The 21,814-nt window shown below is 58.5% G+C and carries 24 protein-coding genes; 16 read left to right on the top strand and 8 right to left on the bottom strand.

Annotation, left to right across the window (positions count from 1 at the left end):
* The first annotated feature begins 25 nt into the window (after nt 1–25).
* The 3 genes from ACUTJJ_RS10185 (at nt 26) to ACUTJJ_RS10175 (ending at nt 2,648) form a co-directional block, all read left to right on the top strand.
* A complete protein-coding gene (locus ACUTJJ_RS10185; RefSeq protein ID WP_445542051.1) occupies nt 26–583 on the top strand; it encodes a PAS domain-containing protein in 558 nt (185 codons plus the stop codon).
* A gap of 176 nt (nt 584–759) precedes the next feature.
* Nucleotides 760–1,377, top strand: a complete 618-nt coding sequence (locus ACUTJJ_RS10180) for a PilZ domain-containing protein (protein ID WP_445542037.1) — start codon at nt 760–762, stop codon at nt 1,375–1,377.
* A 662-nt stretch (nt 1,378–2,039) separates the two neighbouring features.
* Nucleotides 2,040–2,648, top strand: coding sequence for a transglutaminase-like cysteine peptidase (locus ACUTJJ_RS10175; RefSeq protein ID WP_063948808.1), 609 nt, complete (start codon nt 2,040–2,042; stop codon nt 2,646–2,648).
* Between the two features lie 81 nt (nt 2,649–2,729).
* On the opposite strand, the gene ACUTJJ_RS10170 is transcribed toward ACUTJJ_RS10175, so the two are convergent.
* A complete protein-coding gene (locus ACUTJJ_RS10170; protein ID WP_445542036.1) occupies nt 2,730–3,164 on the bottom strand; it encodes a DUF1489 family protein in 435 nt (144 codons plus the stop codon).
* Between the two features lie 65 nt (nt 3,165–3,229).
* Nucleotides 3,230–4,633: an L-serine ammonia-lyase gene (locus ACUTJJ_RS10165; protein WP_063948806.1), complete on the bottom strand. Its 1,404-nt coding sequence runs from the start codon at nt 4,631–4,633 to the stop codon at nt 3,230–3,232.
* A 93-nt stretch (nt 4,634–4,726) separates the two neighbouring features.
* On the opposite strand from ACUTJJ_RS10165, the gene ACUTJJ_RS10160 reads away from it, so the two are divergent.
* Together ACUTJJ_RS10160 and ACUTJJ_RS10155 are read left to right on the top strand one after the other, a co-directional pair.
* Nucleotides 4,727–5,017: a hypothetical protein gene (locus ACUTJJ_RS10160; protein WP_209088080.1), complete on the top strand. Its 291-nt coding sequence runs from the start codon at nt 4,727–4,729 to the stop codon at nt 5,015–5,017.
* A gap of 271 nt (nt 5,018–5,288) precedes the next feature.
* Nucleotides 5,289–5,639, top strand: coding sequence for a hypothetical protein (locus tag ACUTJJ_RS10155; protein WP_445542035.1), 351 nt, complete (start codon nt 5,289–5,291; stop codon nt 5,637–5,639).
* A 9-nt stretch (nt 5,640–5,648) separates the two neighbouring features.
* Here ACUTJJ_RS10155 and ACUTJJ_RS10150 read toward each other — a convergent pair whose 3' ends face one another.
* A complete protein-coding gene (locus ACUTJJ_RS10150; RefSeq protein ID WP_445542034.1) occupies nt 5,649–6,413 on the bottom strand; it encodes a phosphodiester glycosidase family protein in 765 nt (254 codons plus the stop codon).
* A 107-nt stretch (nt 6,414–6,520) separates the two neighbouring features.
* Nucleotides 6,521–6,682 carry an entericidin domain-containing protein gene (locus tag ACUTJJ_RS10145; RefSeq protein ID WP_004442283.1) on the bottom strand — a complete coding sequence of 54 codons (162 nt, stop codon included), beginning with the start codon at nt 6,680–6,682 and terminating at the stop codon, nt 6,521–6,523.
* A 191-nt stretch (nt 6,683–6,873) separates the two neighbouring features.
* On the opposite strand from ACUTJJ_RS10145, the gene ACUTJJ_RS10140 reads away from it, so the two are divergent.
* A complete protein-coding gene (locus ACUTJJ_RS10140) occupies nt 6,874–7,650 on the top strand; it encodes a formyl transferase (RefSeq protein ID WP_445542050.1) in 777 nt (258 codons plus the stop codon).
* Between the two features lie 89 nt (nt 7,651–7,739).
* On the top strand, nt 7,740–8,660 hold the full coding sequence (locus tag ACUTJJ_RS10135; protein WP_445542033.1) for a methylenetetrahydrofolate reductase: 921 nt from the start codon (nt 7,740–7,742) through the stop codon (nt 8,658–8,660).
* Between the two features lie 50 nt (nt 8,661–8,710).
* Here the strand turns inward: ACUTJJ_RS10135 and ACUTJJ_RS10130 are convergent, their stop codons facing one another.
* Nucleotides 8,711–9,649: a LysR family transcriptional regulator gene (locus tag ACUTJJ_RS10130; RefSeq protein WP_172801597.1), complete on the bottom strand. Its 939-nt coding sequence runs from the start codon at nt 9,647–9,649 to the stop codon at nt 8,711–8,713.
* Between the two features lie 224 nt (nt 9,650–9,873).
* Between ACUTJJ_RS10130 and ACUTJJ_RS10125 the strand changes: the two genes are divergently transcribed.
* Together ACUTJJ_RS10125 and ACUTJJ_RS10120 are read left to right on the top strand one after the other, a co-directional pair.
* Entirely contained in the window at nt 9,874–10,092 is a 219-nt protein-coding gene (locus ACUTJJ_RS10125; RefSeq protein WP_063949102.1) for a hypothetical protein, read from the top strand.
* A gap of 271 nt (nt 10,093–10,363) precedes the next feature.
* Nucleotides 10,364–11,404, top strand: coding sequence for a GlxA family transcriptional regulator (locus ACUTJJ_RS10120; protein ID WP_063948802.1), 1,041 nt, complete (start codon nt 10,364–10,366; stop codon nt 11,402–11,404).
* A gap of 192 nt (nt 11,405–11,596) precedes the next feature.
* Here the strand turns inward: ACUTJJ_RS10120 and ACUTJJ_RS10115 are convergent, their stop codons facing one another.
* A complete protein-coding gene (locus ACUTJJ_RS10115) occupies nt 11,597–13,072 on the bottom strand; it encodes an NAD(P)H-hydrate dehydratase (RefSeq protein ID WP_445542032.1) in 1,476 nt (491 codons plus the stop codon).
* A 358-nt stretch (nt 13,073–13,430) separates the two neighbouring features.
* On the opposite strand from ACUTJJ_RS10115, the gene ACUTJJ_RS10110 reads away from it, so the two are divergent.
* From ACUTJJ_RS10110 to hspQ, 4 genes are all read left to right on the top strand, one after another.
* Nucleotides 13,431–13,769 (top strand): P-II family nitrogen regulator, encoded by a 339-nt coding sequence (locus ACUTJJ_RS10110; protein WP_003515720.1) that lies wholly within the window; start codon nt 13,431–13,433, stop codon nt 13,767–13,769.
* A 71-nt stretch (nt 13,770–13,840) separates the two neighbouring features.
* Nucleotides 13,841–15,250, top strand: coding sequence for a type I glutamate--ammonia ligase (gene glnA / locus ACUTJJ_RS10105; protein ID WP_063948800.1), 1,410 nt, complete (start codon nt 13,841–13,843; stop codon nt 15,248–15,250).
* 96 nt (nt 15,251–15,346) lie between these two features.
* Nucleotides 15,347–16,267 carry a DMT family transporter gene (locus tag ACUTJJ_RS10100; protein ID WP_445542031.1) on the top strand — a complete coding sequence of 307 codons (921 nt, stop codon included), beginning with the start codon at nt 15,347–15,349 and terminating at the stop codon, nt 16,265–16,267.
* Between the two features lie 87 nt (nt 16,268–16,354).
* On the top strand, nt 16,355–16,684 hold the full coding sequence (gene hspQ, locus ACUTJJ_RS10095) for a heat shock protein HspQ (RefSeq protein ID WP_063948798.1): 330 nt from the start codon (nt 16,355–16,357) through the stop codon (nt 16,682–16,684).
* Between the two features lie 103 nt (nt 16,685–16,787).
* Here the strand turns inward: hspQ and ACUTJJ_RS10090 are convergent, their stop codons facing one another.
* Complete coding sequence (locus tag ACUTJJ_RS10090; RefSeq protein WP_063948797.1) at nt 16,788–17,447, bottom strand: invasion associated locus B family protein; 660 nt, start codon at nt 17,445–17,447, stop codon at nt 16,788–16,790.
* A gap of 304 nt (nt 17,448–17,751) precedes the next feature.
* Here ACUTJJ_RS10090 and ACUTJJ_RS10085 point away from each other — a divergent pair, with 304 nt between their 5' ends.
* From ACUTJJ_RS10085 to ACUTJJ_RS10075, 3 genes are read left to right on the top strand one after another with little or no spacing between them, the layout of a single operon-like run.
* Complete coding sequence (locus tag ACUTJJ_RS10085) at nt 17,752–19,599, top strand: extracellular solute-binding protein (protein WP_445542030.1); 1,848 nt, start codon at nt 17,752–17,754, stop codon at nt 19,597–19,599.
* Between the two features lie 39 nt (nt 19,600–19,638).
* Nucleotides 19,639–20,307 carry a DsbA family oxidoreductase gene (locus ACUTJJ_RS10080; RefSeq protein ID WP_063948795.1) on the top strand — a complete coding sequence of 223 codons (669 nt, stop codon included), beginning with the start codon at nt 19,639–19,641 and terminating at the stop codon, nt 20,305–20,307.
* Between the two features lie 50 nt (nt 20,308–20,357).
* Nucleotides 20,358–21,290 (top strand): DMT family transporter, encoded by a 933-nt coding sequence (locus ACUTJJ_RS10075; protein WP_144574001.1) that lies wholly within the window; start codon nt 20,358–20,360, stop codon nt 21,288–21,290.
* Between the two features lie 54 nt (nt 21,291–21,344).
* On the opposite strand, the gene ACUTJJ_RS10070 is transcribed toward ACUTJJ_RS10075, so the two are convergent.
* Nucleotides 21,345–21,689 carry a hypothetical protein gene (locus ACUTJJ_RS10070; protein WP_144573999.1) on the bottom strand — a complete coding sequence of 115 codons (345 nt, stop codon included), beginning with the start codon at nt 21,687–21,689 and terminating at the stop codon, nt 21,345–21,347.
* Between the last annotated feature and the right edge of the window lie 125 nt (nt 21,690–21,814).

Below are 21,814 nucleotides of genomic sequence, written 5' to 3'. Positions count from 1 at the left end.
CCAGAAGCGAACATGGAGAAATGCTATGAAGAGCATGGCCGGACTGGACATATATGCCTACTGGGATGACCTGCGCGGTAAGCGCTCAGCCCCTCGCCGCGAGGACATAGACCCCACAAAACTGAAACATCACCTTGGCGATCTTTTCATTCTGACCGACAAGGGAGAGAATACGCCCTATTTCCGCCTCGCCGGCACGCGTCTGTGCGACCTGTTTGGCCAGGAATTGCGGGACCGTCCTTTTTCTGAACTGTGGAATGAGGCCAATGCCGTTTTCCCCTGCCGCGTTGCGCGCGGTATCCTGCAACACCAGTTGCCGGTGATTTTCGACGTCGAAGCTGAAGACGAGCACGGTGCCGCGCCCCTGGCGTTTGAAATGCTCCTTTTGCCGCTGCTGACAGAGATGGACACCGCCCCAAGGCTACTCGGTGCCCTCCTGGCTGAAAGACCACGGGTGAATTTCGCGACGCCGATCCGATGCCTCTCCATGAAAAGCAGCAGGCTCTTGCGTCTGGACGTGGCGCCCAAAGACCGAACGTCCAGCACCAGCGCGACGGCCGCTCCCTTCACAGGACGGCTGTGACACACTTCGAGCATGGCGGCGACATCAAACAATGTGCGCCGCCATAGAGAACAATAAAGTAGGTCAATACTGCCATCATTGCCGTAAATGGAAAAATTGTAGATATCAGGCAATACAGTCTGTTAACTGGCACGCGTTAGAAAGAGGCATCATCATTCATTACAATTGCGATGCCCATGTTTTCGTCCCGCTCGGTCAACACCGCCCAAATTCAGCGCCCGGTTGAGGAAGCTCCGCTTGACGATGCGGTCCGTGTGTCTTTCACCGGCCGCCTCATGTTGCCCGACCACGAAGAATATGATTGCACCGCCATCGAGATGACCGCCGAAAAGGCGCAGTTCACTTGCTCGGGCATTGCCCGGCGCGGCGACCGCGTGATCGCCTATCTTCAACATATCGGCCGTATTGAAGGCACGGTGAGTTCCCTCACCGCTTCCGGCTTCCTCATCTCCATCAACGCGCCGGAGCGCAAGCGGGAAAAGCTCGCAGCCCAGCTCACCTGGATCGCCAAGCGCCAATTGCTCGGACTGCCGGAAGACCGCCGCCATGACCGCCTGACGCCACGCAATGCAAGGGCACAGCTCGTTCTGGAAGACGGCAAACTCGTCGCCTGCCGGCTTATCGACCTTTCCCTTTCCGGCGCCGCCATAGAGATTGAAAACCGACCGCCGCTCGGTACCCGCGTGCAGCTTGGCAAGAACATGAGCGGCAAAATCGTGCGTCACTTCATGGAAGGTGTCGCTGTTGAATTCGACAGGGTGCAGTCGCCCGACGCGCTGATCGAGTTTCTCTAAGCGTATAAAAGACGACAGTCTTCCAGCACCAGAAACGCATCGCGTTTTATCGCGGGTCCGCCTGACATCATCGCCAAACCCCGACGATCCCTGCACCGCAAGACGCACCCCCTTGCTGAGCCACCACGATTGCAGCCTCGTTGGCGCATCTGGCTTTCGAGCGCTTTACACATTACCGCTCACGAAGGTGTCCGAGCCGCACGAAGTGGCGCGCTTCTCACGACCCATCCCCTCGCCCAACGCGGATCCTTCGCGGTCTGAAGGCCATCCAAATGCCCTCCGCACATCTTTTTCCGTAAAAAATGCGAATTTTCTTGAATTTTTTTTGCCCGATTTTCGCACTTGTTTCAGCATGGGACAACCATCCCATAACGGGAATTCGCACTCCCGTTACACGGAGCGGGGCCAGTCGCGTATTGCCGCCAGAGCCATCCGGATCTAAAAATCGCTGTTTATTCAGCGCGCTAAATGACTACCAAAAACCTAAGATCATGATGCGTAAAATTGTAATAAAATTTGCCTCGAATAAGCGTAAAAACTGACTCAAATACAATTCAAAACAACGGCTAATTTGCTGAAATTTAAGCTCAAATTGCGCCACGCAAATTTCCGACGGGTCAAAATATAGCTGCGAATGTCTCCTCACCACGGGGAGACAAGCAATGAACAAGAACCACCGTTTCGTATTCGCCCTGATCGCATTCGTCGTCAGCGCCGTCGCACATCAGGCAAGCGCATCGCCCGCCGCCGGCATGCGCGTCATCGGCAAGGCCAATCCGCCAATCGGCCATTATGAATTCTGCCAGACCTATCAGAGCGAGTGCCAGCCGACTTCGCTCGATACCGGGCCGATGAAGCTGAACGAAGAGCGCTGGAAGACGATGCTCGACGTCAACTATACCGTCAACACCACCATCACGCCGATGACGGACATGGAAATCTATGGTGTCGAAGAGCGCTGGGCCTATCCGACCACAGTCGGCGATTGCGAAGATTTCGTTCTTCTGAAGCGCAAGATGCTCATGAACAAGGGCTTCTCCGCGTCCAACCTGCTGATAACGGTCGTTCTGCAGCCGAATGGCGAAGGCCACGCCGTTTTGACCGTGCGCACGGATCGCGGTGACTTCATTCTCGACAACATGCGCAACAAGGTCATGAACTGGTCTGAGACCGAATACACCTACCTGAAGCGTCAGGACAGCGCCAACCCCGGTCGCTGGGTGAAGATTCAGGATGGCCGCGCCACCACGGCGGTCGGCGGGATCAACTGACCGCCGTAACCGTCCCGTCTCCCCAGAATCACAAAGCCGGCCTGTGCGAAGGGCCGGCTTTTTCTTTTTGCTCCGACACCGTTAGAGCAGGCCAAGCTCGGCCAGTTCACGCCGGAGATCGGAAGGCATGTCTTCACCGCCCGTGCCACCGCCGAGATCACGCGGCGCTTCCGTGTCCTGAAGGTAGCGCCAGCCCTGAAACGGCCGCTTGGGTGCCGGCGACGTTTCAATGACCTCCGGGCCAAGAACGAGGTCGCAGCGGGAAATACCGTCCTCGCCCTTGAAGGATCGGATATCGAGAAGTTTCTGCCGGGCCTGCACCTGTCCCTTGATCACCCAGTAGAGCGAACCGCCTTCAAGCAGTTCCTCGACCCGCTTCGGGATCATCCGGGTGGTGTGGACACTGTGCGGCTCAAGGCCAGCGGCAATGGCTGTCAGCGAACGGTGCGCGACCCATTCCCTCAAGTCCTGGATGGAATCCGCACCGACGCACAATTTGATGAGATGTAGAGGCATGCCCCTATCAATGCCTTTTTGCGGCGGGCGTCAAGCATCCGTAGGACACCTGCCGCCCGGCACACTCAGCACTCCACAACGTTGACGGCGAGGCCGCCGGTGGAGGTTTCCTTGTATTTCTCGCTCATGTCGTTGCCGGTCTGACGCATGGTTTCGATGCAGGCATCGAGCGGCACGAAATGCTGGCCGTCGCCTTTCAGCGCCAGCGACGCAGCGGTCACCGCCTTGACGGCGCCGAGCGCATTACGCTCGATGCAGGGCACCTGAACGAGGCCCGCAATCGGATCGCAGGTCATGCCGAGATGATGTTCGAGCGCGATTTCCGCAGCATTCTCCACCTGTTCGGGTGAGCCCCCCATGACGGCGGCCAGACCCGCAGCCGCCATGGCAGCCGCCGACCCGACTTCGCCCTGACAGCCGACTTCGGCTCCCGAGATCGAGGCATTGTGCTTGATGATGCCGCCGATCGCGGCCGCCGTCAGCAGGAAGTCGCGCACGTCGTCAACCGTCGCATCCTCGTGGAAATGCCGGAAGTAACGCACGGTCGCCGGAACCACACCGGCCGCGCCATTGGTGGGCGCGGTAACGACGCGGCCGCCGGCGGCGTTTTCTTCGTTGACCGCCATCGCGTAGACGCTGAGCCAGTCATTGGCCATGACCGGGTTCAACCGGTTGCTGCGCCATTCCGCATTCAGCTTCTCGTAAATGGAGCGGGCGCGGCGGCGAACCTTCAGGCCCCCCGGCATGATGCCATCCACTTTCAGGCCGCGTTCGATGCAGCCGTTCATGGCGTCCCAGATCTGGTCGAGACGCGCGTTCAGTTCCTCGCGGGAAACAACCGTTTCCTCGTTCGCCCGCTTCATCTGGGCGATGGTGCGGCCGGAACGGGCCGCCATCTCGAGCATTTCCCGCGCCGTCCCGAACGGATAGGGTACACGCGGGCCATTATCGATGGTCTTGCCGCGTTGCTTGATCGCCTCCAGCTCCGTATCCGTGACGACGAAACCGCCTCCGACGGAATAATAGATTCGCTTCAAGAGCAGCCGGCCCTGGTTGTCGAAGGCGGAGAAGGTCATGCCGTTGGCATGGCCGGGCAACGGGTTCTTTTTGTCGAACACCAGATCTTCGGCCGGGCGGAAAACGTAAGAGGGATGGCCGGGCGGCGTCACCGTGCCCGCCTTCTCGACGCCCTCGATGATCGCATCCATCGCGTCGGGATCGACGAGATCGGGCTGCTCACCCGTGAGGCCCAGAACGACGGCACGCCCCGTGCCGTGGCCAATACCCGTATAGGCAAGCGAGCCGTGCAGGCTGACCTTCAGCTGCGCCACGGCAGCACCCGAAGGACGTGGCCACTCGTCACTGAGGATAAGCGCCAGGAAACGGTTGGCGGCCGTCATTGGCCCCATTGTATGCGAACTGGACGGACCGATGCCGATCTTGAAAACGTCGAAGACCGAAAGAAACATGAAATATACCCTGCGTCATGGATTCCACCGCATCATATCCAAAGCTGAAACGGATCGCCACAAAAGAGCGGCACCGGCTTTTGCAGCTGCGACATGAAGGTCCTGAAACGAAAACAGCACGGTTTCCAGAGGAAAACCGCGCCGTTTCAAAAACCCGTCATTCAGGAGAGATGCTTATGGGCTGCCAAAAATGTACGTCAATGCGAGAAAAGCGGCAAAGCCTGCAAGTGCGCGCAAGGTGACGCCCCAGCAGGATTTCTGAGCGGTTTCTTCCATGATTACTCCAGCTATTCACTCTCCGGGGGATCTTCAAGACCCGGCCCGTTGGAGCAAGCATTTATTAAAATCCGGCGCGGAACGCAAATGCAAAAAGCGGCTAAATGAAGGCGTTTTTGACGGTCTGCCATTCGCGCGGCGCATAGGTATGTGAAAAAACAAGGCCTTACAGGACTGTCCCAAAGATGGACGTTTGTCGGTGTCGCCGCAATTTAGGCTAAAGTGTAACCGTTATTTAAAGCTTTTCCACAAACCCCTGTTGAAGAGGTGCCTGTGCGGCACGCAGTGGTCGAATTTTGACCGGCCACGCGCGCGCTGTCTTGAAAGGCCACAGCCCCTGCTCTATCGACGATGCCAACAGCAACGAGGCGAGTCTTTCATGCAGCAGGCTTCTTCCTTTCCCGACAGAGATACGGTCGCGTCAAAACTGACGGCGCTCACAAGTGAGGACAAGGCGTGGGTTTTGTTACTGATGGAAAATGCGGTGCAGGACGAGAATTTGCTGGCCGGCATCAATCTCTACCTCGACCAGCAGGCCAATGCGCGCTTCCTCAACAGCCTTAAACTTGAAGCCGCAGGCGAATGGCTCGGCAGCAATGCCCCCGCCCGCCTGCAAATCCGTCTGGCGGAAACGGCCAAGGCCAGCCAGCATCCTGCCTATCTCGCTTTCCGAAAGGGGCTGACGTCATCGGCCGGGCTTGAAAAAGCCTATCCCAAGGCGCCGATCTGACGTTTCCGGTCAGTCCGGCACGCGGTCGACCACGGCGATGATCGGCCCCATCGGGAACAGCTGATCCCGCCGGTTCATGGCAGGGATATCGACGCTGGAGATAGTGCCGTCGAGATAAAGCGCATTTGGCGCATCCAGCACATCCCGAAACAGCGTGCCGAAATCGTAAAAACGGACAGTGTTTTCGGAAATGGCGAAATGCACCATGCCGTTGCGGGAGACACCGACGCCATTGCGCCGTTTCAGACTGTCGCTATCGGGCAGGAAACGTGGGTGAAGCTTGCCGTCGATGACAAGCATCGGCCCGGACTGGGTGGCGAAATCGGGCTTGGGATCGGCCGCCAGATAGGCTTGCGTTTCCAGAACGCCGGCGGCCGCACCCTTTAAATAAAACACGCCGTTGGGAAGCAGATGGAAATTTCCCCAGCCGCCGCCGCTAATGATGCGCGACCGCTCCATGCCGTTTTCGATGAAAAGCCCGACGGGGGAATAGTCGGAGTGATACATGCCGCCATTCATGGCGAAAACGCTGAACATATGCTGTCGCCACAGGGCCGACGACAGATCGGCGAAGCTGCGATATCCCTGCCCGGAGACAGGGTCGCGGTCATAGATGCGGATGGTGGATTTTGCCGGATCGAAACTGCAAACGATATAGCGTCCGCCGGCATGATCGATGGTCTTGCAAAAATCCGCCTGCCCGGCTGCCTGCGCCGAAAACGGTAATAACAACGGTAGCAGCACCTGCGCCAGTTTCTTCATCGAATACATCATGACCGCCCACCTGATTCTCGTCGGGCGAACACTCACAGGCAAATCAGGACAAAGAAAAGGCGTCACCCGACTTTTCGGGTAACACCTTTCCGAGAGGGGAGCTTGTATTAGCGGCGAGCGGCGCGGTCGACGCTGCGTCCGGCGTCCTGCGTTGCGTCAACGGCGTTTGCCGTATCGCGGCCCATACCACGGATGGTATTGCCGCAGGAACTCAGGGTGACAACGGTCAGCAAAGCCACGAAAACGGTAGAAAGAATACGTGTGATCATGTGAAACAACTCCCCTATGACTTGCCGTCCACGGCAAGCGCCGATGTGATGTGCGTCACAATAACGTGAGTCCAAAAAAACGGTTCCAGCGGCGTTTCAAAAAATCCCGTCGATGAAAATTAACATGGTTTTGAACTTCACAGGCGACACTCCAGCAGCAGTGCTGGTTTAGGATAACTTCCGTGGGCGACATGACCGAATTCAACAAACGGCTCCTGGTGATGACGGCGGGCGGCGTGAACCCCAATGTCATGATCAACGCGCTCTCGGCGCAGTTCCCGGATATTCACGTGTTCCTGGAAGAGCCGGAGGGCAAACTAGCCATTCTGAAGCGACGGGCGCGGCGGCTCGGCTGGATTGTTGCTCTCGGCCAGATGGCGACGATGATCGTTTCCCGGCTTGGCAAACGTGTCGCCGCCCGAAGAAGCAGTGAGATCATCGCCGAGCACGGTCTTGTCGCAGACCTCTCTCCCGACATTCCCGTTACTCGCTTTACCTCGCTCAATGACGAGGAATGCCGCAAGGCCGTCAATATGCTGGAACCGGCGGCGATCTTCACCATTTCCTGCCGCCTGCTGACGGCACAGACACTGCGTTCCCTCCGCTGCCCGGTCATCAATTTCCACGCCGGTATCAACCCTGCCTATCGCGGCCAGATGGGCGGTTATTGGGCGCTTGTGGAAAAGGACCGCGGTAACTTCGGCGCAACCGTGCATCTGGTGGACAAGGGCGTCGATACCGGCGCAACGCTTTATGAAAAGCGGTTGAAACCCTCCTCTTCCGACACCATCGCTACCTACCCGCTGCTTCTGACGGCGGGTTCGGTCGATATCGCCATCAGCGCCATAGAAGACGCATTTTCCGGCAGCCTCTCGCCACAGCCACCTTCCCACGGCCGATCCGTCCTGCGGTTTCCGCCGACAATCTGGACATGGCTCTGGAACGGCCTGACGAAACGAATCTGGTGACGGCCGTGGAGGCAGCGGCAAGCGAGCTTCGTCGCAGATGCAGGCCTGTCTTGCCGCAACAACTACAGACTTCGCCCTGAAATCCGTGCATGATAATAAAAAGGAACATGCACAAATTGCCCGATAACGTCACCACGTCCGCTATCCCCGCCTCCATCGAAGCCTCGCCCGCGCAGGTGCTCGGCGCGACTGATCTATCCGGTGTTTTTCCGAAGGGTGTGCGGGTCTATCTTACCGGTACCGGGGCGGCCTCGCAGGAAAAGCTTGTGCAAGCCGCAGCGCATCTGCGCGACCTGGGTTATATGCCAGTGCCGCATCTCGCAGCACGGCGCCTTCCCTCCCGCGCAGGATTTGAGGAACAGGTAAGGCGGCTGGCGGGCGAAGCGGGCGTGACCGATGTCCTTGTTGTCGGCGGTGGCGTCGACCGGCCCGTGGGACCCTTCGCATCCAGCATGGACCTGCTCTCGATGGGCCTGTTGGACAGTTGTGGTATCACGCAGATCGCCATTGCCGGCCACCCGGAGGGCAGCCCGGACTTCAGCGACGATATTGCCGTAAACGCGCTGAAGCTGAAACGCGAGTTTGCCGAACGAACGGACGCCGACATGCGCATCGTCACCCAGTTCGGTTTCGATCCCGGCCGTTTTATCGCCTGGGCGGAGGGGCTCGCCCTCTCCGGCATCGATTTGCCGGTGCATATCGGTGTGTCCGGCCCGGCCAAAATTACGACGCTTCTGAAATATGCCGCCCTCTGCGGGGTCGGCAACTCCATCGCCTATCTCAAGAAAAACGCGCTGTCCTTGACGACGCTTGCAAAAGGCCATTCGCCGGAGGGTGTCGTGGGCCCGATTGAGCGTCACTGGCGCGCCAATACGCAAGGGCCGATCCAGCAAATTCACGTCTTCCCCTTCGGCGGCCTGCAGAATTCAGCCGACTGGCTGGTTCAACGCGGAAGTTGGAAAAGGGACCCAACCGCCCACGCCTTGTCCCCGGATTCGATGACGGGATAGCAAGTGCTAGAGGCTGCGCACCAGCGTGGCCGCTGCGCCTGCCTGCGATATCAGGCCGCCTTGGCAACCTCTCCAAAAGCATTTCGAATGCTCTCCGCCACGGCCAGAACCGGGCGTGAGGCCTTATCACCCATGATCAGGCGGATATCGAAACTGCCAAGCTCCGGCAGGCCCTCCTTGTCACCCAGGATCACCATGTCGTTCTGGACATAGGAGCGCGGCAACGGCGCGATGGCAAGATCCGCCACGATCGCCGCGCGTTGCGCCATGGTATGGCCGCTGAGATAGGCCACACGGAAATTGCGCCCGCGCCGTTCCAGCGAGTTGATCGCTTCCGAGCGCCAGATGCAGCCTTCTTCCCAGATCGAGATCGGCAGCGGATCACGCAGATGAGCAGTCCCGCATTTCGCGCCGGCCCAGACCAGCCGCTCGCGCATCAACACCTCGCCGGTGTCGCGCAATGGATGCGAGGCACAGTTGACGAGGGCCAGGTCAAGCCGCCGTTCATCCATGCGCTTGTAAAGATTGGAGCTGGAATCGATGGTGACGTCGATCATGATGCCCGGGAAAACATCGGCAAAACGCTTGAGGATGCCTGGCAGCAGGCCACGCTCGCCAATATCCTCCGGCGCGCCCAACCGGACGACACCCGACAGTTCCGGCATGACGAAACGCGACACCGCCTCATTGGAAAGCGCGATCATGCGCCGCGCGTAGGTGAGCAGCGTCTCGCCGTGCGCGGTCAAGGTGACGGAGCGCGCGTCTCGCAGGAAGAGCGTCGTCTTCAACTGCTCCTCCAGCTTCTTGATCTGCATGGAAACGGCCGAAGGCGTCCTGAACACGACTTCCGCAGCGGTGGAGAAATTCCCTGTTTCCGCAATTGCTACGAAGGTTCTCAAGATGTCGTTATCCAGCAACGGCAGTGGTTGGCGGAAAGTCACGGTCATGGCACGTACCTTCAAATATTTTGATTTATAGATGGATATCATTTCGTTTGATTGAATGTCAACCGAGGCGCATCCTTCTGACATGCATTGATGGCGCGCACTGGTCGCCGGGAATGAGTGTCAAAGGCATTGATAGAGTTACACCCTGCTCGACAATTCATTCCGAAATTTGATGAATGACATAAGATTCATTCTATTGCCTGATGAAACAGGCAAGCGCATACCGAAGTCGCAAACAGGATCGTGGTTCACGAAAGGACAAAGACATGACCATGGTACATTATCTGCCGGTAACGAACCGGTCTCCACATCGTCCGTCACCCGGAGGCTGGCTCAATCGCCTCTCAGAACAGGTCGCTGCCCGTTACGCGGAATGGCGCCGCGACAGGATGCTTCGTACACTGGAGGGCCTGCCGCCCGAAACCTTAAAGGACATTGGATGGCCGACAGCCGAAACCCCCAGCATGCGCGACATCCGCAAGTGATGGCCGCCCCCTTGGCTCGCAATCTTTGAATGCATTGCGAGCCACCACTATAATCTTGAGTTATATCATGAAGGGCGCAAATAAGCCTGCCTGTTTTGCATGCGACAGACCGCCTGTTTAGAAGGCGCATCGCAAAATTTGCTTATTTCAAAAGCGATTCTTTGACAGCTCCATTTTCGCGACGTATTTTTCGCGAAAGATGTCGCAATGGGGACATCCAGAATACCAATTCCAAGAGAGGAATTGTGTATTCGCAACGGAGCACGGGCAAATGAGCAGAGACTCCCAGAAAAAGCGCTCAATCGTCTTTTTTCTCATTCCGCAATTTACCATGCTGCCTTTTACCGGAGCCATCGAGACACTTCGCCTGGCCAACCAGATGCTGGGTTACACGGCCTACCAATGGCGCCTGGCGTCTCTGGATGGCGGCAAGGTCATGTCCTCAAGCCGTATCTGTCTTGAGGCCGATACCTGTCTTGCCGACGAACGACGTTTCATCAACGGTGAAAAGCGTCCGGATATGGCAATCGTCTGTTCGGGTCTGAATGTGGAGCAATACGGCAATAAATCCGTCAATGCCTGGCTGCGCGAAGCCTATAATCGCGGCATCACGCTCGGCAGCCTCTGTACGGCCACCCACATTCTCGCCGAGGCGGGACTTCTCAATGGCAAGCGCTGCGCAATCCATTGGGAGAACCTCCCGAGCTTTGCCGAAGCCTTTCCGCAGGTCGAGGTCTATGCTGACCTCTACGAAGTCGACAGCAACATCTACACCTGCGCCGGCGGGACCGCATCGCTGGACATGATGCTGAGCCTGATCGGCCAGGATTTCGGTGAGAACCTCGTCAACCGCGTTTGCGAACAGCAGCTGACGGACCGGGTGCGCAGCCCGAACGATCGCCAGCGCCTGCCACTGCGTGCACGACTTGGTGTCCAGAACAGCAAGGTTCTTTCGATTATCGAGTTGATGGAAGGCAATCTGTCGGAACCGCTTTCGCTTCTGGATATTGCCGATGCCGCCGATCTGTCGCGGCGGCAGGTAGAACGCCTCTTTCGCCAGGAAATGGGTCGCTCCCCCGCCCGATATTATCTCGAGATCCGCCTTGATCGCGCACGGCATCTGCTGATCCAGTCCGCAATGCCGGTCGTTGAGGTTGCGGTTGCCTGCGGTTTCGTTTCCGCCTCGCATTTTTCGAAGTGTTATCGCGAAATCTACAATCGCACGCCGCAGCAGGAACGCGCCGAGCGCAAACTGTTGATGAGCGCGTCACGAATGGCAATGGCGAGCCAGGCGGGCAAAGCCGCGCATTGAAGTCGCGGCCTTAAATGCCTCGGACACGATCGCAGGCAGATCGAAGACGAAGCATCTCCCTCATGCCGGACTTGCTCCGGCATCCAGCCACGGCGCGTCGGCGCCTGAAAGAGTATCTCGCGATTAAGGACTTGATCGAGCGGGACCCTGGACCGAATTCGGGGTGACGGAAGTGAAGATGAGTATCCTACATCACCCAAACGGCCGGACCGCATGGGCGAGGTCCTCCGCGGTCATGCCATCTCCGGCCCGATGGCCCGCCTCACCGTGCAGCCAGACACCGGCGGCAGCTGCCTCGAAAGTGGGCGTTCCCTGCGCCAGCAACGCGCCGACAATACCCGCAAGCACATCGCCCGAACCCGCCGTGGCAAGGCTTGCCGGTGCGTTGGTGTTAACGACTGCCCTGCCATCGGGGGCAGCGATGACGGTATCGGCGCCCTTGTAAACCAGCACGGCGCCGCTTCTAGCCGCCGCTTCTTGCGCCTTCTCAATCTTGCCCAGCGTCCTGTCGTCGGCAAGATCGGGAAACAGTCTGGCAAATTCACCCTCATGCGGCGTCATCACGAATTTGCCCTGCCCGGCTCGGATCGCCTCGAACAGGGTGTCGGTCTGCGCCTTGAATGCGGTGATCGCGTCAGCATCCAGCACGACAGCCTTGTCTCCAAGCAGCGACACGAACCGCCTTGCCTTGTCGAGATCGCCGAACCCCGGACCGATCACAAAGGCGCCGTGGCGATTGTCGTCGAGCCACGCGCGAAGCTCGTCCTCGTCGTCCATCGGCGTGTTCATCACCGCCGTCAAAGTCACCGAGAGCACGTCCAGCGCTTTCCTGGGCGCTGCAACGGTGACGATGCCTGCGCCTGCCTTCATCGCCGCCATCGCCGTCATGCGGCTGGCACCCGTTGCGTGCGGCGGGCCGGCAAAGACCGTCAGGTGCCCTCGGCGGAATTTGTGGGTTTCGATCTCCCGCGCGGGCAAGGCATCGCGCCACACAAGCGGATCGTTTTCCGATACAGACCCCGCATGATCGAGCAGGATGCGCGAGGGAATGCCGATATCGAAAACCTCCAGCGAGCCGCACAGCTCCCGCCCCGGCATCAGCAGATGCCCCGGCTTGCGTGCCATGAAGGTCACCGTCCGTTCCGCCCGGAACGCCGCCCCGAGAGGAACGCCCCGTCGGCCGCAGAGCCCTGACGGCAGATCGACCGCAAGAACCGGAACTTTCGCCGCCGAAACGGCATCAATCACGCGCACAAGCTCTTGCGGAACATCGCGAGAAAGTCCCGCTCCGAAAACGGCGTCGATCACCACATCGCCCGGCTGCGGCGCGTATTCAGCCAGGGGCAAAGGCTTGACACCGCTCCGCTCGAATGCTCGCCGCGCGTCACCCTTCAGAGCGTCTACATCGTCCAGATGATGAGCCGTCACCGCCGCTCCGCTCCGCAGAAGCGCCCGCGCCGCCACATAACCATCGCCACCATTATTGCCGCCTCCACAGAGAACGACAAAACGCCGCGCCTGCGGATAGTGCCGAAACGCAGAAGCTGCGACCGCCTGGCCCGCCCGCTCCATCAGGTCATAAAGCGGGATGCCTGACTGGCCGGTTGCCGCGTCGATCCGGGCCATAGTTTCGGGGGCGATGAGAAGCAGGTGCCTAAGAGATGTCATACCCCGATCATCCCTGCAAAACGCGGCAAAGGCAATCGATACAAAAATGAGCAGATTTGAGTGAGGAAATAATAGTCAATTGCATAAAATATAAACAAATCAACATTTAAGCGATCATAAAATTATAAATATTCAAAATTACTAAAATAATACAAATCGGTCGAAATGCAGATGATTTTTTCGGAGTCTGACGAGAAATTGGCTGGAAAATCGCAAAAACTAGATGCATTTTGTGCTGGTGGGGCCGGTGAGCGAAGTTTTTTCTTCAAGCTGGCTTCCGATCTGGCACAATACGTGCATTCTTGTGGCAGAGCGGGATTTACCTGCTTTAACGGGAGAAGCGGAGAGATATTTTCTCATGAAAAAGATCGAAGCGATCATTAAGCCTTTCAAGCTCGACGAAGTGAAGGAAGCCCTTCAGGAAGTCGGTCTTCAGGGAATCACGGTCACGGAAGCAAAAGGCTTTGGTCGTCAGAAGGGACACACGGAACTCTACCGCGGTGCAGAGTACGTTGTGGACTTTTTGCCGAAAGTGAAAGTCGAAGTCGTATTGGCAGATGAGAATGCGGAGGCCGTCATTGAGGCGATCCGCAATGCGGCACAGACAGGACGCATCGGCGATGGAAAGATTTTCGTTTCCAATGTCGAGGAAGTCATCCGCATCCGTACCGGTGAAACAGGCGTTGACGCCATATAATTAAAAACGTCCCGAGCCGGGGAGGCTTGGGTTTTCACCTCGTCATCATCACACTCAAGGAAAATGTTTAAATGACGACCGCAAACGATATCTTGAAGCAGATCAAGGATAACGACATCAAGTTCGTGGACCTGCGCTTTACCGACCCCAAGGGCAAGCTGCAGCACGTCACCATGGACATTGTCTGTGTGGACGAAGACATGTTCGCCGATGGCGTCATGTTCGACGGCTCCTCGATCGCCGGCTGGAAGGCCATCAACGAGTCCGACATGGTGCTGATGCCCGATCCGGCCACGGCCCATGTCGATCCGTTCTTTGCCCAGTCCACCCTGGTCATCCTTTGCGACATTCTCGACCCGGTTTCGGGCGAAGCCTACAACCGCGACCCGCGCGGCACCGCCAAGAAGGCCGAAGCCTACCTCAAGGCATCAGGTATCGGCGACACGGTTTTCGTCGGCCCCGAGCCTGAATTCTTCGTCTTCGACGACGTGAAGTACAAGGCAGACCCCTACAATACCGGCTTCAAGCTCGATTCGTCCGAACTGCCGTCCAACGACGACACCGACTACGAGACCGGCAACCTCGGTCACCGTCCGCGCGTCAAGGGCGGTTACTTCCCGGTTCCGCCGATCGACAGCCTGCAGGACATGCGTTCCGAAATGTTGACGGTTCTCGCCGAAATGGGTGTCGTCGTCGAAAAGCATCACCACGAAGTGGCTGCTGCACAGCACGAGCTGGGTGTGAAGTTCGATACGCTCGTCTCCAGCGCCGACAAGATGCAGATCTACAAGTATGTCGTGCACCAGGTCGCCAATGCCTATGGCAAGACGGCAACCTTCATGCCGAAGCCGATCTTCGGCGACAACGGCTCGGGCATGCACGTTCACCAGTCAATCTGGAAGGGCGGCAAGCCGACCTTCGCGGGCGACGAATATGCCGGTCTTTCCGAGACCTGCCTCTATTACATCGGTGGCATCATCAAGCACGCCAAGGCGATCAACGCTTTCACCAACCCCACCACCAACTCCTACAAGCGTCTGGTGCCGGGTTATGAAGCGCCGGTTCTGCTCGCTTACTCCGCGCGCAACCGTTCCGCCTCCTGCCGTATCCCCTTCGGCTCCAATCCGAAGGCCAAGCGCGTCGAAGTCCGCTTCCCGGACCCGACCCAGAACCCCTATCTCGGTTTTGCGGCCATGCTGATGGCCGGCCTCGACGGCATCAAGAACAAGATCCACCCCGGCAAGCCGATGGACAAGGACCTTTACGACCTTCCCGCCAAGGAACTGAAGAAGATCCCAACCGTCTGCGGTTCGCTGCGTGAAGCGCTGGAAAGCCTCGACAAGGACCGCAAGTTCCTGACCGCCGGCGGCGTGTTCGACGACGACCAGATCGACAGCTTCATCGAGCTGAAGATGCAGGAAGTCATGCGTTTCGAAATGACCCCTCACCCGGTCGAATTCGACATGTACTACTCGGCCTGATCGGTCCTGCGAGCGCTCCACCGGGGCGCTCCAGTCATCGCGGCGGTTTTCCCCGGAAAGCCGCCGTTTTTTATTCTACTGATGTGACGCAAGCCCATGCCAACGAAACCAGTCTCTCAGCCCGCACGCTTTACGGACTGGCTCATCTTTCTGGCTGTGCCATTCTTTTTCTCCAGCAACGTCATTTTCGGCCGTGGCGTCGTCGGCGAAGTCTCGCCTTTCATCGCCGCCTTCATCCGCTGGATCGGCTCGACCCTCATCATCGCACCTTTCTTGGTGGCCGACTGGCGCAATTGCCTTGCCTTCGTCCGGCGCAAGACGCTGCTCTGGCTCATTCTGGGTATGCTCGGCATGGGCGTCTGCGGGGGCGTGGTCTATTGGGGTCTCACCATGACGACGGCCGCCAACGGCACGCTGATCTACACCACGTCGTCGCTGTTCATCATCCTGTTCCAGCGCATCTTCCAGGGCCGGGTCATCAGGAGGCTGGAAGTGGCCGGCATGGTGATCGCATTTACCGGCGTTGCCGCCATCGTGCTCAAGGGCGACCTCTCCGCGCTGCGTCACATGAATTTCAACATTGGCGATTTCGCGATCCTGACCGCCGCCATCGCCTTCGCGATCTATTCGCTGCTTCTGCGCGATCCGGCGGCCCGGCAGATGGCCTCCTTCAGCCTTTTTGGGCTGATCGCCTTTTCCGGCGCGCTGGTGCTTCTGCCGCCAGCGGCACTGGAACTGGCGCAGGGCGGCATGTTGCCCGCGACAGGCCTGGCCTGGGCGAAAATCGGCGGCATCATTCTCTTCGCCTCGCTTCTCGCCTTTTATTGCTTCACCCATACGGTACGCGTTTTCGGCCCGGCGACGGCAGGCATTACCCTTTACATGATGCCGCCAGTATCAATCGTCATGGCGACGCTGTTCCTCGGCGAGACTTTCGAGAGCTACCACGCCATCGGCATCGTGCTGGTCACGGGCGGCGTCATTCTGGCCACCGCGCCGATTGGCAGAAAGCGCTGAGCCTTTCGGCAGGCCGCCACCACGACCGCTAGCCCTTGATATTTCCTAATCTACACCCAACTAATATTGGGAAAGGAAGTACATGCCATGAAACAAAGAGACGCAAAATTTACGCTTGGCGAGATCGTTCGCCACAAGGTGTTTCCGTTCCGCGGTGTGGTAATCGACGTGGACCCGGAATATTCCAATACCGAGGAATGGTGGAATGCCATCCCTGCGGAAATTCGGCCGGAACGCGACCAGCCCTTCTACCATCTCCTCGCCGAAAACGACGAGACGGAATACGTCGCCTATGTCTCCGAGCAGAACCTCGTCCACGACGAAAACGAGACGCCGCTGAGAAATCCCAATATCGGCCGCATCTTTGACAAGGCGCCAAACGGGGAATGGCGTCCGAAAATGTCCACGGCGCATTGACGCCCGCCAAGCATCTCCCTCCTCCCGGGATGTCGAACACGCATAAAAAAACCGGTCTGTCGCCAGACCGGTTTTCTATTTTTTCTGAAGCTTGCGCTGGAAATCAGGGCTTCGGCGCGCCCTTGGCAGCGTCCTGAGCGGCTTCCAGCTTCTTGCGAGCCTCTTCGGCCTTCTTCTGCATGCCTTCCTGCAGGCTGCGCTGGCTTTCGGCCAACTGCGACTGCGTGATCGCCGGGCCGTCATAGGCGCCAGTGAAGCCGGAAAGCGCGATCTTGATGGGGTTCGGCGCGCGGCGGAAGTTGATGGAGGTGAAGACCACCTCGCTACCCTTCTTGAGCGACGCGATCATGGCATCCGTCAGCGGAACTTCGGCCGTGCACTTGTCGGGAAGGCAAACGGCGTAGTCGAGCTTCTGGCCCTTGCCGCCGTCGATCTGCATCATCACACCAGGAGGAATGAGACGCGCGGTCGGAACGGAAACCTGCAACAGCTTGCGGTTGACCTTGCCTTCAACGGTGATGAGGCCGACTGCCGTAATCATCTGGCCATTCTGGGCGAGAACCACGTTCTGCACGACGCAGACATCGTTGTCTTCCTGCTTGGAGCAGGTCTTGAACCAGCCGAGCGGAGGAGCGCCAGCGCCGCCCTGGGCAGCCGGGGCAGCATCCTGCGCCTGCGAGATGGCCGGAGCGGAAACTGCGCCGAGAGAAAGGACCAGAGCGGACAGAGCCGTCCGGGTGAATGTGTTTGCCTTGTGCATCATAAGAGTTCCGTCTCCTGAATGTCTGCCAGAACAGAACCGCAAAGTCCTGTTCGCCGATGGCGGTATCCTTCTGCCCGTTCAACTGTCGTTTAAATGAGGCAAATGCGTGACCCGTCTCTTCCGGCCACCCTGTTACATGCCGATCGCGGCGATATCCAGCACTTCTTTAACTTTTTCTTGAGCGGAGCCAAGATTTCCCGCTCCCGCATGGGTCGTGCAATGTCCCTGTGCTACATATCTGCCAGAATCATGACGATAAGCCATCGTGACGATCATCGGACGGACAGTTAGACAGGATAATAACATGCGCAACCTTGCGGCCCTCATCCCCGCATTGTTCCTTTTGGGATCATCCCTGCTTCCAGGCGGCGCCGCGCAGGCACAGCCGCTGCACGGCATCTCCATGCATGGCACACCTGCCCTTCCTGCCGATTTCCGGCACTTGCCCTATGTCAATCCGGACGTGAAAAAAGGCGGGCGTATTTCCTATGGCGTGGTCGGCACGTTCGATAGCCTGAACCCCTTCGTTCTCAAGGGAATGCGCACCACGGCGCGCGGCGTCTGGGATCCGGAATTCGGCAATCTGCTTTACGAGCCACTGATGCTGCGCTCCAGCGACGAGCCCTTCAGCCTCTATGGCCTGCTGGCCGAAACCGTGGAGTGGGACGAGGAGCGAAGCTTTGTCCAGTTCAACATCAACTCCAAGGCAAAATGGTCGGATGGCGAGCCCGTCACGCCTGACGATGTGATCTTCAGCTTCAACCTCCTCAAGGAGAAGGGCCGGCCGCCCTTCAACACCCGTCTCGCGGGCGTGGCCAAGATGGAGAAGACCGGCGATCGCAGCGTGCGCTTCACCTTCAACGACAAGGCGAATCGCGAGACCCCGCTCATTCTCGCCTCCTCGACACCGATCCTGCCGAAACATGCGACGGATCCTGAAAAATTCGAACAGGCGGGCCTTGGCGACGTTATCGGCTCCGGCCCCTACCGAATCAAGACGCTGCGCCCGGGCGAGCGAATCATCTGGGAGAGAAACCCCGATTACTGGGGCAAGGATATTCCCGGCAAAGTCGGCTTCGACAATTACGACGAGATCAGCATCACCTATTTCCTCCAGGTCACGACCATGTTCGAGGCCTTCAAGAAAGGTGATATCGACATCTACCCCGAAGGCGATGCGATCAACGGCACCTCCGATACCTCCCATTGGGGACAGGCCTATAATTTTCCGGCCGTCCATCGCGGCGATATCGTCAAGGACGTGTTCCAGCCGCGCCTGCCGACCGGCATGTTCGGCCTCGTCTTCAACACCCGCCGCGCCGTCTTTGCCGACGAAAAGGTACGCGAAGGCCTGACCTATGCGTTCGATTTCGAATGGATGAACAAAAACATCCTCGGCGGCTCCTTCAAGCGCACCCAGAGCTACTGGCAGAACTCGCCGCTCGGCGCCTATGGTAACGCCGCCGACGAGCGTGAGCTGGCGTTGCTGGGCGATGCCGCAAAATCCATGCCGCCGGAACTGCTGGCCGGCACCTACGCCCTGCCGACCACGGACGGCACGGGCGCCGACCGCAAGGTTCTGAAAATGGCCGTCGACAAGCTGAAAGAGGCGGGCTACAGCATCAAGAACGGCAGGATGTCCGATGCCAATGGCCGCCAGCTCGCCTTCGAAATCATGACGCAGAATCCGGCGCAGGAACGCATCGCGCTTGCCTATCAGCGCTCGCTGAACCTGATCGGCGTCGCCATGGGCATCCGCTCGGTCGATGACGGGCAATACCAGGCCCGCTCGAACAGCTTCGACTACGACATGATCATTCGCTCCCTGCCCTCATCGCTTTCGCCCGGGATGGAGCAGCTGAACCGCTGGGACTCGCTGTCGCGCGATGCGCAGGGCAGCTTCAATTATGCAGGTGTTGCCAATCCAGATATAGACCGGATGATAGAGGCGTTGTTGCAGGCCCGTTCGACGGAAGATTTCCAGGCAGCCGTGCGCGCCTACGACCGCCTGCTGGTGGCGGGACATTATATCATTCCGCTCTATTATATCGGCGCCCAATGGGTCGCGCGCTGGAAATATATCGACCGCCCGGATATGACACCCATACAGGGCAATCAGAAACAGACCTGGTGGGATGCGCGGGCGCAATAACCTGCCGCCATCATGTCGATCATATAAGGAATATCAGCCATGGAACGCATCGTTGTCGACGTCGTATCGGACATGGTCTGCCCATGGTGTTATCTCGGCAAAGCTCGGCTCGATCTTGCCATTGCCGAGGTGCAGGACGAAATCAGCGTCGATGTGAACTGGCGTCCCTATCGCCTCAACCCCGATTATCCGCCAGAAGGCGTCGACCAGAAAGCCGCACTCGAGGAAAAGCTCGGCAAGGAACGTCTGGAACAGGCCCATGCGACGCTGGTCCAGCTGGGCAAGGACGTCGGCATCAACTACGATTTCGACGCGATCAAGATCGGCCCGAACACGCTCGATGCCCACCGCCTGTCGCTCTGGGCCCATTCCGAAGGCCGCGACGTTCAGGAACGCGTCGTGACCGGCCTGTTCAAGGCCAATTTCGAAGAGGGCCGTAATATCGGCGATCACACCGTGCTGACAGACATTGCAGCAAAGGCTGGCATGGATGCGAAAGTGGTGGAGCGGCTGCTGGCTTCAGATGCGGACAAGGATACGGTCATCGCTGAAATCGATGCTGCCCAGCAGATGGGTGTCGCCGGCGTGCCCTTTTTCATCATCGACCAGAAATACGCCATAAGCGGTGCACAAACACCCGATGTCCTGATTGCTGCATTGCGGGATATTGCAAAAATCAAGGCGGACGAGCATAGATCGATGAACTGACGGTCAAATCACCGGCGGTTTTCAACAACTCGATTTTTGCCGGTGTTTCCGTGTCCGACCAGACCCTGAAAGGCATTCTGCTCGCCTTTGCAGCCTTCGCTGCTTATGCCTGGAGCGATGCCAGCGTTAAACTCATTGAAGGCCAGATTTCGCCGATTGAATCGGCCTTCTTCGGAGCCCTGTTCGGCCTCGTCGCCCTACCCTTCATCCGCAAGCGCAATGACAGCTGGCTGGATGTGGTAAAGACGACCAACCGGCCTTTGTGGATCATCCGTTTTTTCGCCGCCGGCACGGGCGCGGTCGGCAGCGTCACCGCTTTCACCCATCTGTCCATGGCCGAAGCCTTCGCGCTGATCTTCCTGCTCCCCTCCTTCGTCACCATCATGTCGGTGGTGTTCTTGAAGGAACAGGTCGGCATCCGCCGCTGGTCCGCCGTCATCATCGGCTTCCTTGGCGTGCTCGTCATCCTGCGGCCGGGCTTCCGTGAACTTGGCATCGGTCATCTCGGTGCCATCATCGGCGGCTTCAGCGGCGCGCTCAGCATCGTCATCTTCCGCGCCATGGGCCCATCGGAAAAAAACGTCTCGCTGTATGGCGCCGGCGTGCTCGGCTGTCTCACCATCAGCGGCATCGCCATGGTGCCGACATTCATCATGCCGGGTGGCGAACAATGGCTGCTGCTGGCGGGATATGGCCTGCTCGGCGCGCTCGGCAACGTCCTGGTCATGTATGCCGCCCAATATGCGCCGGCCGCGATGATCGGCCCGACGCAATATAGCCAGATGCTCTGGGCCATCCTGTTCGGTTATCTGATTTTCGGTGATCGTATCGATGGATGGATGCTGATCGGCATCGCCCTCATTGTAGGCTCTGGCCTGTTGACGCTGATCCGTGAAAAGCAGAGAAAAGTACCGCTGCCCGCCTCGATCGCCGCGACCGACCAGAATGTGGCCGTCGGCATCACGCCGGAAGACAGCCGCTAGCTGAAACATGCAAAAAACCGGCGACGCTCTGCACGCCGCCGGTCTGCCTGTCGATCAATCACAAACCCTGACCCGATACATGTCGCCCCAGGCATTCTGCCTCCAGGCCACATGGCAGCGGGGATAGACCGGCTGGTAGACAACAGGCGGACCATAGGCCGGAGAAGCGTAAACAGGCGGACCGTATGCAGGCGCATAATAGGCCGGGCCGTAAGCGTAGCCCGGATGTCTTGCCCCGGCAATCAGCGCTCCGCCAATGATCGTGCCGGCAATGCCTGCGGCAAGGCCGCGGCCGAAATTATTGCGCGCTTCCGCCTGGCTGGTGGTGGCAATTGTGGTGCCCGCAATTGTCAAAGCAACCAGACCAGCGGTGGCAAACCTGTTGATATTGGTCCACATCGTCCTGCTCCTTCAAAACCCGGCGGCAATCACTGATCCGCCGCACCGGGTATGAGGAAAAGATTACGCCCGTGAAGACTACCGATACATGTCCGTTTCGTTACATCGCGGTAATTTTCTCTGAG

This window comes from Agrobacterium sp. DKPNP3 (assembly GCF_052686535.1).
This window is presented reverse-complemented; position numbering and strand designations above follow the sequence as displayed.

Bases quoted from the DNA above. Each gene is read 5' to 3' on its own strand.
- ACUTJJ_RS10160 (WP_209088080.1), top strand. From the start codon at position 4,727: ATGAAGGTCCTGAAACGAAAACAGCACGGTTTCCAGAGGAAAACCGCG.
- glnA (WP_063948800.1), top strand. From the start codon at position 13,841: ATGACGACCGCAAACGATATCTTGAAGCAGATCAAGGATAACGACATC.
- ACUTJJ_RS10125 (WP_063949102.1), top strand. From the start codon at position 9,874: ATGACCATGGTACATTATCTGCCGGTAACGAACCGGTCTCCACATCGT.
- ACUTJJ_RS10110 (WP_003515720.1), top strand. From the start codon at position 13,431: ATGAAAAAGATCGAAGCGATCATTAAGCCTTTCAAGCTCGACGAAGTG.
- hspQ (WP_063948798.1), top strand. From the start codon at position 16,355: ATGAAACAAAGAGACGCAAAATTTACGCTTGGCGAGATCGTTCGCCAC.
- ACUTJJ_RS10150 (WP_445542034.1), bottom strand. From the start codon at position 6,413: ATGATGTATTCGATGAAGAAACTGGCGCAGGTGCTGCTACCGTTGTTA.
- ACUTJJ_RS10180 (WP_445542037.1), top strand. From the start codon at position 760: ATGTTTTCGTCCCGCTCGGTCAACACCGCCCAAATTCAGCGCCCGGTT.
- ACUTJJ_RS10100 (WP_445542031.1), top strand. From the start codon at position 15,347: ATGCCAACGAAACCAGTCTCTCAGCCCGCACGCTTTACGGACTGGCTC.
- ACUTJJ_RS10090 (WP_063948797.1), bottom strand. From the start codon at position 17,447: ATGATGCACAAGGCAAACACATTCACCCGGACGGCTCTGTCCGCTCTG.
- ACUTJJ_RS10185 (WP_445542051.1), top strand. From the start codon at position 26: ATGAAGAGCATGGCCGGACTGGACATATATGCCTACTGGGATGACCTG.
- ACUTJJ_RS10145 (WP_004442283.1), bottom strand. From the start codon at position 6,682: ATGATCACACGTATTCTTTCTACCGTTTTCGTGGCTTTGCTGACCGTT.
- ACUTJJ_RS10070 (WP_144573999.1), bottom strand. From the start codon at position 21,689: ATGTGGACCAATATCAACAGGTTTGCCACCGCTGGTCTGGTTGCTTTG.
- ACUTJJ_RS10175 (WP_063948808.1), top strand. From the start codon at position 2,040: ATGAACAAGAACCACCGTTTCGTATTCGCCCTGATCGCATTCGTCGTC.
- ACUTJJ_RS10165 (WP_063948806.1), bottom strand. From the start codon at position 4,633: ATGTTTCTTTCGGTCTTCGACGTTTTCAAGATCGGCATCGGTCCGTCC.
- ACUTJJ_RS10135 (WP_445542033.1), top strand. From the start codon at position 7,740: ATGATAATAAAAAGGAACATGCACAAATTGCCCGATAACGTCACCACG.
- ACUTJJ_RS10080 (WP_063948795.1), top strand. From the start codon at position 19,639: ATGGAACGCATCGTTGTCGACGTCGTATCGGACATGGTCTGCCCATGG.
- ACUTJJ_RS10155 (WP_445542035.1), top strand. From the start codon at position 5,289: ATGCAGCAGGCTTCTTCCTTTCCCGACAGAGATACGGTCGCGTCAAAA.
- ACUTJJ_RS10140 (WP_445542050.1), top strand. From the start codon at position 6,874: ATGACCGAATTCAACAAACGGCTCCTGGTGATGACGGCGGGCGGCGTG.
- ACUTJJ_RS10115 (WP_445542032.1), bottom strand. From the start codon at position 13,072: ATGACATCTCTTAGGCACCTGCTTCTCATCGCCCCCGAAACTATGGCC.
- ACUTJJ_RS10120 (WP_063948802.1), top strand. From the start codon at position 10,364: ATGAGCAGAGACTCCCAGAAAAAGCGCTCAATCGTCTTTTTTCTCATT.
- ACUTJJ_RS10170 (WP_445542036.1), bottom strand. From the start codon at position 3,164: ATGCCTCTACATCTCATCAAATTGTGCGTCGGTGCGGATTCCATCCAG.
- ACUTJJ_RS10130 (WP_172801597.1), bottom strand. From the start codon at position 9,649: ATGATATCCATCTATAAATCAAAATATTTGAAGGTACGTGCCATGACC.
- ACUTJJ_RS10085 (WP_445542030.1), top strand. From the start codon at position 17,752: ATGCGCAACCTTGCGGCCCTCATCCCCGCATTGTTCCTTTTGGGATCA.